The 12,837-nt window shown below is 48.2% G+C and carries 12 protein-coding genes; 9 read left to right on the forward strand and 3 right to left on the reverse strand.

Annotated elements, in window-relative coordinates; genetic code table 11:
* The first annotated feature begins 11 nt into the window (after positions 1-11).
* Positions 12-1,544, forward strand: a complete 1,533-nt coding sequence (locus DW039_RS14990) for an acyl-CoA carboxylase subunit beta (protein WP_005829355.1) — start codon at positions 12-14, stop codon at positions 1,542-1,544.
* Positions 1,545-1,671: 127 nt separating this feature from the next.
* Positions 1,672-3,357 (forward strand): putative transporter, encoded by a 1,686-nt coding sequence (locus tag DW039_RS14995; RefSeq protein WP_009038541.1) that lies wholly within the window; start codon positions 1,672-1,674, stop codon positions 3,355-3,357.
* 95 nt (positions 3,358-3,452) lie between these two features.
* Here DW039_RS14995 and DW039_RS15000 read toward each other — a convergent pair whose 3' ends face one another.
* The gene (locus DW039_RS15000; protein WP_034523164.1) at positions 3,453-4,193 is read right to left on the reverse strand and encodes a nucleotidyltransferase family protein; all 741 of its coding nucleotides are present in this window, start codon (positions 4,191-4,193) and stop codon (positions 3,453-3,455) included.
* A 25-nt stretch (positions 4,194-4,218) separates the two neighbouring features.
* Positions 4,219-5,649, reverse strand: coding sequence for a phosphotransferase (locus DW039_RS15005; protein WP_117599544.1), 1,431 nt, complete (start codon positions 5,647-5,649; stop codon positions 4,219-4,221).
* Between the two features lie 94 nt (positions 5,650-5,743).
* Here DW039_RS15005 and DW039_RS15010 point away from each other — a divergent pair, with 94 nt between their 5' ends.
* The gene (locus tag DW039_RS15010) at positions 5,744-7,132 is read left to right on the forward strand and encodes a cobyrinate a,c-diamide synthase (protein WP_120382094.1); all 1,389 of its coding nucleotides are present in this window, start codon (positions 5,744-5,746) and stop codon (positions 7,130-7,132) included.
* 168 nt (positions 7,133-7,300) lie between these two features.
* On the forward strand, positions 7,301-8,347 hold the full coding sequence (locus DW039_RS15015; RefSeq protein WP_120382095.1) for a site-specific integrase: 1,047 nt from the start codon (positions 7,301-7,303) through the stop codon (positions 8,345-8,347).
* Positions 8,348-8,822: 475 nt separating this feature from the next.
* Here DW039_RS15015 and DW039_RS15020 read toward each other — a convergent pair whose 3' ends face one another.
* On the reverse strand, positions 8,823-9,122 hold the full coding sequence (locus DW039_RS15020) for a hypothetical protein (protein ID WP_008777440.1): 300 nt from the start codon (positions 9,120-9,122) through the stop codon (positions 8,823-8,825).
* Between the two features lie 71 nt (positions 9,123-9,193).
* On the opposite strand from DW039_RS15020, the gene DW039_RS15025 reads away from it, so the two are divergent.
* The 5 genes from DW039_RS15025 (at position 9,194) to DW039_RS15050 (ending at position 12,375) form a co-directional block, all read left to right on the forward strand.
* Positions 9,194-9,496 (forward strand): hypothetical protein, encoded by a 303-nt coding sequence (locus tag DW039_RS15025; protein ID WP_004323452.1) that lies wholly within the window; start codon positions 9,194-9,196, stop codon positions 9,494-9,496.
* A gap of 182 nt (positions 9,497-9,678) precedes the next feature.
* A complete protein-coding gene (locus tag DW039_RS15030; RefSeq protein ID WP_004323450.1) occupies positions 9,679-10,008 on the forward strand; it encodes a hypothetical protein in 330 nt (109 codons plus the stop codon).
* A gap of 14 nt (positions 10,009-10,022) precedes the next feature.
* Positions 10,023-10,283, forward strand: coding sequence for a hypothetical protein (locus DW039_RS15035; RefSeq protein WP_004308737.1), 261 nt, complete (start codon positions 10,023-10,025; stop codon positions 10,281-10,283).
* Between the two features lie 696 nt (positions 10,284-10,979).
* Positions 10,980-11,360, forward strand: a complete 381-nt coding sequence (locus DW039_RS15045; RefSeq protein ID WP_004308735.1) for a single-stranded DNA-binding protein — start codon at positions 10,980-10,982, stop codon at positions 11,358-11,360.
* Between the two features lie 487 nt (positions 11,361-11,847).
* On the forward strand, positions 11,848-12,375 hold the full coding sequence (locus DW039_RS15050) for a hypothetical protein (protein WP_004308734.1): 528 nt from the start codon (positions 11,848-11,850) through the stop codon (positions 12,373-12,375).
* The last annotated feature ends 462 nt before the right edge of the window (positions 12,376-12,837 follow it).

Below are 12,837 nucleotides of genomic sequence, written 5' to 3' on the forward strand. Positions count from 1 at the left end.
TAAATGCAAATATGAACAGAGAAGAAATATATCGCCAGTTTGAGGAACTGGACAAACGTGCCTCGCTGGGTGGGGGCGTAGACAAGATAGAGAAACAACACGCCTCCGGCCGCATGACTGCCCGCGAACGTATTGACATGCTGCTGGACAAAGGCTCGTTCAATGAGCTGGACAAGTTCGTGAACCACCGTTGCACCAACTTCGGCATGGAGAAGAAACAGATTGCCGGAGACGGCATGGTGTCCGGTTACGGAAAGATAGACGGCCGCCTTGTATTTGTCTATGCCTACGACTTCACGGCGCATGGCGGTTCGCTCAGCGAGACGAATGCCGCAAAGATTGTAAAGGTGCAGCAGCTTGCCCTGAAGAACGGTGCTCCCGTCATTGCCCTCAACGATTCGGGCGGCGCACGCATCCAGGAAGGTGTGAACAGCTTGGCAGGCTATGCCTCCATCTTCTATCAGAACACCATTGCGTCGGGTGTCATTCCGCAGATATCCGCCATTCTGGGTCCGTGTGCCGGTGGGGCATGCTACTCTCCGGCGCTCACCGACTTTATCTTCATGGTAAAGGAGCAGAGCCACATGTTCATCACCGGTCCGGACGTGGTAAAGACCGTGACCCACGAGGAGGTGGACAAGGAGGAACTGGGCGGTGCCTATACGCATAGCAGCAAGAGCGGCGTTACCCACTTCATGTGCAATACGGAGGAGGAGACACTGATGAGCATCCGCGAGCTGCTGAGCTTCCTGCCGTCCAACAATATGGAGGATGCTCCCTTCACTCCCTGCTCCGACGATATCCATCGCCGGGTAGAGGCGCTTCAGACCGTCATTCCTGAGGACCCGAACATGCCCTATGACATCAAGGATATTATAGAACCGGTGCTGGACAACCAGTACTTCTTCGAAGTGATGCCTCACTTTGCCAAGAACGTCGTTATCGGTTTCGGTCGTCTGAACGGGCGTTCGGTAGGTATCGTGGCAAACCAACCTGCCTATTTGGCGGGTGTGCTCGATATTGATGCCAGCGACAAGGCGGCACGTTTCATTCGTTTCTGCGACTGCTTTAACATCCCGCTGATAACCTTCGAAGATGTTCCCGGCTTCTTGCCCGGAACGATGCAGGAGCACAACGGCATCATCCGCCACGGCGCCAAGATTGTCTATGCCTATGCCGAGGCCACCGTGCCCAAGATAACGCTGATTACCCGCAAGGCATACGGCGGCGCCTACATCGTGATGTCCAGCAAACCGACGGGTGCCGACGTGAACCTGGCTTATCCGCAGGCGGAAATCGCCGTGATGGGTGCCGAGGGTGCGGTGAACATCCTCTACCGTAAGTCCTCTGCCGAAGAGAAGCAGGAGATTATCAAGGAGTACGAAAGCAAGTTCTCCAACCCTTACCGCGCTGCCGAGCGTGGCCTCATAGACGAGGTCATCATGCCGCGCGATACCCGCTACAAGCTAGTGCAGGCATTGGAGATGGCGCACAACAAGAATCAGAGCAATCCACCGAAAAAGCACGGCAACATGCCTTTATAATAGTAGTTATTTTTTATGTGTGAAATGCGTATCCCCGGAGAAGTGATTTCTGTGGGGATACACTTTTTAAATAGAGAATTAAGAATTAAACAATAAGGCTGAAAAGTAAAAACTAAAGATAGAAACTATGGAACTATTAAGAAACCTCTTTGAGGGTTATCCCAACCTTTGGGGCGGAGGAGTGGCACACTCTGTCCTAATTCTGTCCCTGGTCATCACCTTCGGTATCATGCTGGGCAAGTTGAAAGTGGCGGGTATCTCGCTGGGTGTCACCTGGATTTTGTTTGTGGGCATTGTCTTCGGACATTTCGACATGAACCTCGACGAACATCTGCTGCACTTCCTGAAGGAGTTCGGCTTGATACTGTTTGTCTATTCCATCGGTCTGCAAGTAGGACCGGGATTCTTCTCCGCTTTCAAGAAGGGTGGACTTACGCTGAACATGGTAGCAATGCTTTCCGTCTTCCTCAGCGTGGTTATCACCATTGTATTGCACTTTGCCACCGGAATTCCCATTACTACGATGGTGGGTATCTTGTCCGGAGCCGTGACCAATACCCCCGGTCTGGGTGCTGCCCAGCAGGCAAACAGTGACCTCAACGGGGTGGATGCTCCGGAAATCGCACTCGGATATGCCGTTGCCTATCCGCTGGGTGTGGTGGGCTGCATCCTGGCGCTGCTAGCCTTGAAGATTTTCATGCGGATTAACACCCAAAAAGAAGAGGAGGATGCCGAGCACGGGCTGGGTCATCTGCAGGAGCTGACCGTGCGTCCCATATCGGTAGAGATACGCAATGAGGCAATAGACGGCAAGCGGATCAGAGATGTGAAACCATTGTTGAACCGTGCGTTTGTCATCTCCCGCATCCGGCACACCGGCAGTCAGGAAACAGAACTGGCGAATGCCGATACGGTGCTGCACATGCAGGATGAAATTCTGTTCATTGCCAACCCGAAAGATGTGGAGGCCATTGTTGCCTTCTTCGGAAGAAAAATTTCGGTGGAGTGGGAACGGGAGGACAAGAACTTGATTTCACGCCGCATCCTCATCACCAAGCCGGAACTGAACGGCAAGTCTCTGTCTCAGCTCAAGATACGTAACAACTTCGGTGCCTGCATCACTCGTATCAACCGTTCGGGCGTGGACCTGGTGGCAACTCCCCACTTGCAGTTGCAGATGGGAGACCGTGTGACGATTGTAGGCAGTGAGCTTGCCGTGAGCCATGCGGAGAAGGTATTGGGAAACTCGCTGAAGCGTCTCAACCATCCAAACTTGATTCCTATCTTCCTGGGTATTGCCCTGGGATGTATCTTGGGCAGTCTGCCGTTCATGTTCCCCGGCATTCCCCAACCCGTGAAACTGGGACTGGCCGGTGGACCGTTGGTGGTTTCCATCCTCATCAGCCGTTTCGGGCCTCAATATAAGCTGATAACCTACACGACGATGAGTGCCAATCTGATGATACGCGAAATCGGTATCGCCTTGTTCCTGGCCTGCGTGGGGTTGGGTGCAGGAAAGGGATTCATCGATACCATTATCTACGAAGGCGGCTATGTGTGGATTGGCTATGGGGCCATCATCACGGTCGTTCCGTTGCTGGTGACAGGATTCATGGGGCGCTATTTCTGGAAGCTGAACTACTATACGCTGATAGGTGTGCTGTCCGGAGCTAACACCAATCCACCTGCATTGGCCTATTCCTCGGACTTGACATCCTGCGATGCCCCTGCGGTGGGATATGCCACGGTCTATCCGCTGGCTATGTTCCTGCGGGTGCTGACGGCTCAGTTGCTGATACTGGCACTGGCGTAGTTTCACCATAGATAATCTATGGTACATAGGTTGATTTGATAACAAGTAATGTAAAGAGAGCTAACAAGTAATGTTAGGCTGCTTTACATTACTTGTTATTTTTGTTTGTAGTATTCCTCCGCTTGTGCCAGTGTCTCCGGTTTGCCGATGTCGAACCAGCGGAATCCTTGCAGCGGATAGCCTTGTATGTGCACCTTTGTGCAGGCGGACAAGTAGAAAGGAATGATGGAGAACTTGCCGTCCCACTGCCCATCGTCCATCAGGCGGAAGAGGGAGGGGGAGATGACATGGATTCCTCCGAAGGCGAGTTCCCGGTACTTCGTTTCCCGGTAGTCGAAGCCTGCCGGTTTCACCTCTCCGGTGGACTTGTTTATCCAGCCGTGCAGGTGGTAGTCGTCGTCAAAAAGGAGATAGCGGGAAGTCTTGCGCTCGCTCACAAGCAGGGTAGACTCCGCATCGCTCTCCAGATGGTGGCGATAGAGACCTGCAAGGTCAATATCCGTCAGAATATCCGCGTTGTGCACCAGAAAAGGTTCTTGTCCGTCCAGAAAGGGGCGTGCCTTTTTGATGCCTCCTCCGGTGTCGAGCAGCATGCCGCGTTCGTCGCTGATGTGAATCTCCGTGCCGAAGTTGTCGTGGGCACGGAGGAAGTCGATAATCTGCTCCCCGAAGTGGTGGATATTGACCATTATCTCGTTGAATCCTGCTTCCTTCAACCGCAGTATCACCCGTTCCAGCATGGGCTTTCCTGCTACGGGAACGAGGGCCTTGGGCATGTGGTCCGTCAAGGGGCGCAACCGGGTGCCCAGGCCGGCGGCGAAAATCATGGCTTTCATATTGGCATATTCTCACATTAGCACATTAAACTTTGGCCTTAAACGTCTGTTCAATATTCTGTTCTCTATGTATCAGGTTCACTTGCACGCCGAACTTCTTGTGCAGATGTTCCGCCAGGTGTTGTGCCGAATATACGGAGCGGTGCTGTCCGCCGGTGCAGCCGAAGCAGACAGACAGATTGGTGAAGCCGCGTTCCATGTAGCGCTTCACGGAAGCGTCGACAAGGGCGTAGGCATGCTCCAGGAATACGGCTATCTCGCCGTCGTCTTCCAGGAAGCGGATAACGGGTTCGTCCAGTCCCGTGAAGGGTTTGTAACGCTCGTACTTGCCGGGGTTGTTCACAGCGCGGCAGTCAAAGACGAAACCTCCTCCGTTGCCCGTGGAATCTTCGGGGATACCTTTTTTGTAGGCAAAGCTGGTGACTTTCACCACGAGGCGACGCTTTTGCAGGTCGTCTGTAAACTGTTTCAGTTCGGTGAGCTCGCGCAGAATCCGGCAGAGGTAAGGATATTCGGGGTAAGGCTCCTGGAGCAGCTGGCGCAGGTTCTCGATGGCGAAGGGGACACTTTGTATGAAGTGGGGCTTCTTCTCGAAGTAACCGCGGAAACCGTAGGCACCCAGCACCTGCATGGTGCGGAACAATACGAAGTGGCGAAGCTGGGCATAGAAATAAGCCTCGTCCACGGGCTGGTACTTGCGCAGGGCGTCGATGTATTCCTTCAGCAACTCTTTGCGCAGGCTGTCGGGATAGTTTGCTTTGGCTTGCCACAAGAAGGAGGCAACGTCGTAGTAGACCGGACCTTTGCGTCCGCCCTGGAAGTCGATGAGCCACGGCTCGTCGTCCTTTATCATGACGTTACGGCTCTGGAAGTCGCGGTACATGAAGGTGGCGGAGCTGCTACGGAGCAACACGTCTGCCATCTTCTGGAAGTCGTCTTCCAGCCGGTCTTCCTGAAAGTCCATCCCCGTAGCCTTGAGGAAGCAGTATTTAAAGTAGTTCAGGTCCCACAGAATGCTGCGGCTGTTGAACTCTGCCTGCGGGTAGCAGTAGGAGAAGTCCATGCCGTCGGCTCCGGCAAACTGCACGGCGGGCAGCAGACGGATGGTCTTGCGCAGTAACTGCTTCTCATCCTCGCCGAATACGCTGGTCTTGCGGCCTTTCTCGATGGCATTGAATAGGAGCGAGTCGCCCAGGTCTTCTTGCAGATAATAGATATCATCTTCGGAGCGGATGAACACTTGCGGTACGGGCAGTCCTTTCTGGCGGAAATGTTCTGCCATGTAGAGGAAGGCGCGGTTCTCCTCCACAGACTCTCCGCTGACGCCGATAAGTGTAGGACTTCCGATGAGGCGGAAGTAACGGCGGTTGGAGCCGGAGGAGGGGAGTTCGTCAATCTGTTCCGGTTCGTGTCCGGTATGTGCGATGTAGAGTTTCTTAAGTTCTTCGGTTATCATGGTGGTATGTTTTATTTTCGCAGCTAAGATAAAACTTTTGTCGGAGATATGCTTACCTTTGCAGGAGGAAAATATTTAATTTGATAGCTTCATAATGGATTCCATTCCTCAGTTTCTCATAGCCGCCCCTACATCGGGCAGTGGAAAGACCACCGTCAGTCGTGGACTGATGGCATTGTTTATGAAGAAAGGTCTGAAGGTGCAGCCTTTCAAGTGCGGTCCCGATTATATAGATACTAAGTATCACGAGGCGGTATGCGGCCGTCCTTCCGTCAATCTGGATACTTTCATGGCATCTCAGGAGCACGTAAGCAGTCTGTATGCACGCTATTCGGCGGATGCGGATGTTGCCGTGGTCGAGGGGATGATGGGGATGTACGACGGGTACGACCGCGACCGGGGCTCGTCGGCAGAAGTGGCTCGGCTCTTGGGTATTCCTGTGGTGCTGGTGGCCGATGCCAAGTCGGCTGCCTATTCCATGGCTCCTTTGTTGTCGGGGTTCATCAATTTCCGTCCGGATATACGTATTGCGGGGGTTATCTTCAATCGTGTCGGCTCGCCCCGCCACTACCGGATGCTGCAGGAGGTCTGTGAAGACTTGAACGTGACTTGTCTGGGCTATCTGCCCAAGCAGAAGGAACTGGAGCAGGAGTCGCGCCATCTGGGGCTGGATTTCAGCCGTTCTAAGGAGACGGAGGGACTGGATATGCTGGCAGGCTTGCTGGAGGAACATGTGGACTGGGAACTGCTGCTCTCGACAACCGGGCTTCCATTGCCTGCGGCGGCAGTGAAGGAGAAGCCGGTACTATCAGAGCCGGGGAAGCTGCATGTCTCGGTAGCGCGCAACGAAGAGTCCTTTTCCTTCCTCTATGCGGAGCATCTGGATATTCTGCGCCGTATGGGCACGGTCACTTTCTTCAATCCGGAGCATGACCGGCCTATTCCGCAAGAGACGGATTTGCTCTATCTGCCCGGCGGCTATCCCGAGAACCGTCTGGAGGAACTTGCCGGGGCAAGGCTTGCCAGGGAGTCTATCCGCAGCTATATAGAGGCCGGTGGCAGGACGCTGGCAGAATGCGGGGGGATGATATATCTTTCGCAGTCCGTTCTTTCTGATGGGGATACGGACGGGGGAAGCGCCGGGAGCTGTGTAGGCAATATTGGAAATGAGATGGTAGGAGTATTGCCTTTCAGCATTACGAACGAGCGTAAACGCAGGAAATTGACATTGGGATACCGCCGGTTCGACTATAACGGATGGCGGCTTAAAGGACACGAATTCCATTATACGCAGTTTGCCGTGCCCGAAACCGATGGAAAAGAAGGTGGTGCGTGCAGTCTTCCTCTTTCGATAGCGCAGGTCTACAATGCCAAAGGAGGGAAGGTAACCACTCCCGTCTTTCGCTATAAGAACCTGATAGCCAGTTATACGCATCTGTATTGGGGCGAGGTGGATGTGATGGCTTTGTTCGGTGAACTCTAATCTTGCAGAACCTCCTTTGAACCGGTTTGTTTTAGTGAACAAATTTATTTATCCTTATATATTCTTTATAATTTTCTTATATAATTTACTTTGTACTCATAAATTTTTCCCATCAACGTGGCCTTTTTAGGATATGCGTAGGGTGCGGATTTGAAAATCAGATTTATTATGAGTAAAAAAGAAAAGAATGTAGAAATGGGGAGCCCCATGAAGATGCCGGATTTGGCATCTTATATGCAGACGGTGATTGAGCAGTTGGAAGCGGATAAGAAGCGCTCGGCGGCACATACCTATACGTATGCGTTGAAATCTATCGCGGAGTTTTACGGTGGGGCAGGAATGCCGATGCCGGTGGATGAGGTCTTTACGCCAGGCAGGTTGAAGGAGTATGAAGAATGGATGAGACGGGAAGGAATGAGGAAGCGGAAAAGAGAGCCTAAAGGGTTGAGCTTGAATACCATTTCCACCTATATGCGGAACTTGAAGGCGGTATATCACCGGATGGTCGGCGAAAAGGTGCTGCCCTATAACCCGAAATTGTTTGATGACGTGTACACAAAAGTGGAATCACAGACTAAACGGGCGTTGGAACTGGAACAGATGAATACGTTGCTGTGTACAGACTTAAGAAAATTGCCTTCGGATCTGCGGTGTGTGCTGGCTTATTTTTTATTGATGTTCCTATTCCGAGGAATGCCGTTCATTGACCTCGCTTATTTGCGTAAACAAGATGTGAAAGGGAACCGCATTGTATATAGCCGCCACAAAACAGGACGGCAGATGACGGTGCGTATTCCCAAAGAAGCGATGGAACTGATGAAAGAGTTTAAAAGCAAGAATCCGGATTCCATCTATCTCTTTCCGATTCTACACAGACAAGAGAGCAAGAAGAAACGGGCCGGGAAGGTGAAAAAGGATAAAGAACTGTATATGGATTATCTTCGGGCTCTTCGTGGCTTCAATCTGAAACTGGAAAAAATAGCGTCTCTGTTGCTGCCAGGTGTGAAGCTCAGCTCATATGTGGCCCGCCATACATGGGCTACGTTGGCTTTTCATGCAGGAATGAGTATCGGCATCATCAGCAAGGCATTGGGCCATTTCTCTATCAAGGTGACGGAAACATACCTGAAACCTTTTGAGAATGAAAAGGTGGATGTGGCCAATGAAGAACTGATAATCTCGGTCGCAGGATACAATGAAAAGAAAGTTGCATGAAAAATGCCGTCTGACAATGGCTCTGGTAAGGGAAGTGTTACTTGGTAAATATTCTTAACCATCTTAAAAATATACACTTAAATATTTTATAATCAATATGTTATAAGAAAGGTAATTTTAATGGAGAAACAAATAAGGAACAAAAATAGGAATTAAAGTGATTTCTCATTTTTCTATTTGCACTCTGTTTCTTTCTTTTCGTTTGTTTGCTTTCAGAGTGCATTCCGAGCAATTTTATCTGCTCTCATCATTCGAAGAATTTGCTCCTAACTTTAACTAACAAATTATTTGCAGTTCATAAAGAGAATACAAATTATTATCTCTTGAAGTTGTATTGCTTGTAGCAAAGATAATCTTTTTTGTACAGGCAGCCAAAAATGCCTGCCTATATTTAGTTTAATTTAGTTTAGCATATATAAGGCTAACAAACTAAACCAAACTGGATTTTCATGTTACTTTTTGTGATTTTCCCATTCTACCCATACAGCCAAAAGAGAAGATAAGCTCTTGCCTCTTTTCTCTTTTCGCTGCGATACTCTTTTACTTCATAGCCACCTTTTACACACATCCGTACCGAGCAAACTCCCACATGCTCGCATATCAACTTTCGGTCTGCCCGATGGGAATTATGTCGCAAAGGTATTTGCCATGTCTTTATTGTATGCAAGGTTGTAACCTGAAGGTTCACTACAAAATCTCCACGCTCCGCTTCGCAGAGGTAGTATTTTGTAGTGAAACCCTGCATACATAGCCATGCCACCTGTTGAAGCGACATAATTTCAATCAAGCCCGAAAGTAAGTGAAATGCTACAGGAGGGAAAGTAACAAACTTAAAACTTGGTATTTATGGCAAATTATGCAACCAACATTTTCCACGCAAGAACGGAAAATAAAACAGACCTCGACAAAATAGAGGCTTTCTTGGATGACACTTTCAGCGAATTTACCAATCGATATGGTGATAGTGTAGATGCAGAATTTTCCTCTCGTTGGGTGTATCCAGAAGAAGAAATCAAAAAATTGGTAGAATCGTTGGAGGACAAAGATAAAGTCTATATCAAGATTCTAACCTATGAATTTGAAGACGAGTACGTGAGCTTTAGAATATTCTCTCAGGGAGAATGGAAGGTCAAATTAGTAACTGAATGAGTAGAAGAAGATAAAGTAAAATTATGGTCTATCCTACACTTTGCTTATTCTATAAGAGACACACGGATGGAACGATTGTCGGTGATTTCGACAACAAAATCACTGTTCGTTTCATCTGTGGCAAAGAGAGAGTATTAAATACTGTGATGAAGTAATTTTTACAATTTTACAACATAGAAACCATGACACAGATAGCAATGAAATTCGTCCAATGGGATGTGCCCGAATTGGAAAAACTGAAAGATAGCAAGGTTTACAAATTACGGGAACGTCTTGATAATGGCGACAAGTTGAGTCGGGAAGAAAAGAACTGGCTCACCCGCAATGTGAAAGAGTGCTGCCATTTCAAAAGAGGTATCGCTTTAATGGGCTACCGTTTTGACTTCTCCGATGTTCTCAAACGGTATTTCGTGAAACAACACGGACATATTGCCGAATATTATGCCATTGACAAAACCGCACTACGTTCTGTCCTATATGGTCGAATTGAAGATATAATCGAAGTACAATAAAAATCAAAAGAAGCATGAAAGTAACAATTGAACACAGCTTTTGCCCCTATTGTGACGAGGTAACTGAACTTTATTTCCGAATCATTAACACGATTCTTTTTTCTGGCAATGAGGCGGAATTGCGTGAAAGCATGAGACAGTTGGAGAAAAAAACTCCACTTGATGAATATTTCACATACGGTTACGGTGCACGACACCTTTGGGTTTGCCAGCGACGTCCCAGCGACAAAACCAAAATATTCGAGCATCGTATTATGATGGTTGAATTTCAATGACACCTTGGACAAATATCATCGACTGGCTGGAATGGAATCACCCATTTCAGCCTTACTTCCATTTTCCTTTTATAACTTTTTCTTTTGGCTGCGCCACTCCCTTTTGTAGAAACCAGCCATTCGCACAAAGCGAATTGGAAACCACTTTGTGAAAAGTCTGGTTCTTCCTGCCGTTTTTCCTTCCAGTTCCATTTTTTTCGATGCGGATATCACTATCCTCCAAGGATGGGCTACCTACGCTTCTGTCCACTCTTGGCTGACACATTCCTTATGCAGTGGCCTTTTTTCTGATTGGATGGTATTCTGTTTGTTACAGTCTCAATTCAAGCCAGGCATGTCTCGCTTTGGCTTTGCTATTCTTCACTGACTTTCGGACGGATGTCTCGCCTTTGTGCCGACATTTGGATTTGCTCTTTTTCCTTATCATTACCGGTTTACTTGTTTCCCATTTTCCATAATCGCTTTTTATCGAAGCAATCATCATTTTTCCTCTGCAAAGATAGTATGCCGACGGGAACGACATGGTTGTCTTGACCAATGGCGTAGCCGCTTCAATCTTCCTTTATCGAGCCTTCGATTTTACCTGTGGCTAAAAATAAAGCGTATTGACGCGCTATCCTTGGTGCATCCCTTAAACGACATCTACTTTTTAGGCAGTGTAAAAATTGATTTAATAACTTCTAAAAGCAATTCAACATGAAAAAGATTGAAAACAATTTCACAGTAACCGGATTCTTAGGTAAAGACGCTGAAATCCGAGAGTTCACCAACAGCAGTGTCGCACGTTTCCCATTGGCTGTAAGCCGTCAGGAAAGGAATGCCGAGGAAACCAACCGCATTTCAGCCTTTATGAATATTGAGGCTTGGCGTAAAAACGAGAATACTGGGTCATTCGACCAACTGACCAAAGGTACGATGCTCACCATTGAAGGCTACTTTAAGCCTGAAGAGTGGACCGACAAGGTCGGTGTGAAGCACAATCGTGTTGTTATGGTGGCTGTCAAGTTTTATCCTCCTATCGAAAAGGAGGATGTTCCTGAAAAGCCGGTAAAGCCCGTGAAAAAAGGCAAAAAATAATTCTTGCCTTATCATGAACAAAGCGATCTTTTGGTCGCTTTTGTTTTGCTCATGACCGGATTAATACGCATCATACTTTTATAAGTGACTGTTGCGATGCCAAGCTCCAAATGAAATCTTCACCCGGTAATACTGTTATACTTAGCTCCACTTGATGAACAGGCAGATTACGATTTTCAATAGAAAAAAGAAGACTCTCTCAATTCCATACCTCTGAGCAGCTTTCCAGTCCCTCTTATAACCATATTTCTTCCCAAAAGTGAGGTTACGTCCGCCGTCCATTAATTTTACAGTGCGAAGTTAAGTCGGACGTGAACCTGCAAGGCGCGTTTCATTTGCAGTCAATGCCGTTCAAATGAAATCCTTCGGATTCCGCTTCCTCCTTGCATTGTTCCCTTCTTCCGCCTTGTGATTTGCACGTAAAATCAAATCCCACCGGACGAGGTAAAAGCCTCTGAAGGGAAGGGAAAATAAAAAATTAGAATGTATGAAACAAATAATTTGGTCAAGTGATGCTCTATTGGATGAAACAGCAAGAGAGTATTATCAAAATTTCAAGCGAGAAGAACTGGACGATGATGCCTACAAGGTCAGCGATGAAGAGTGGTCGGACGAAGTGTATAATGAATTGGGGGATGAGCGGCAGAACCTAAACAAGGATGTCAATGGAGTCATTATTGCATTTGGAGATTTAGGATTGTGGAACGGACGCAAACAAGGCTATCAAATTTTGGGTGACAACATTGCCGGGATATTACAATCTACACAGTATGATGCAGAGTGGTACGGTGACGGCTACGATATACGAGGCCGTATGTCGCACCATGATGGCACGAATTATGTTTTGTACCGTGTCGCTGAAAATCGTGACGACGCAGAACGGATTGCCGCAAAAATCTACAACTATGAAATTGACGAGAATGGTTTTCGCCAAGTTACACGTTCCCTCCACCCCTATGTGGCCGCAGTGTATGGCTGGAAAACTCTACAGGACAACCTCGTTCAGGTAAAATAGCCTGTAACCTGTACTTAAACAAATGCCGTAACGCTTTCTCAAGAGGCTGTTACGGCACTTGTGTTTTATGCCGTATATATTCTGCATAAAATATGGTGGGAAACTATTCCTTTTTACACATTTATGAATGTTCCCGCCCAACTGTTGTAGGTGGCCGCTTGTGCCAGTTTCCTTTTTTAGACTCCGGCCCTCCTTTATAGCCCCATCCAGCTACCCCCTATATTTCTATCCCGCAAGCCTGGTTATTTCCCTGCAAAATTCGATTGCCGGCTGTCCGTCCTGTCAAGGACCGCTGACACTTGCTGCTGTAAAATCTTCCTCTCCGAAATATCGAAGAGTGTATTTTCCGCATCCTCCTTGCCCGTTCTGGCCGCCAATCCCGTGGGCAGAAAAATAATCAACCTTTCGGTACAGGAAGTATCGAAGGGAAATAAATAAAATATTAATCTTAAAATTTGAGGC

The sequence above is a fragment of the Bacteroides sp. AF39-16AC genome, from assembly GCF_003602735.1.
Lineage (GTDB): Bacteria > Bacteroidota > Bacteroidia > Bacteroidales > Bacteroidaceae > Bacteroides > Bacteroides uniformis.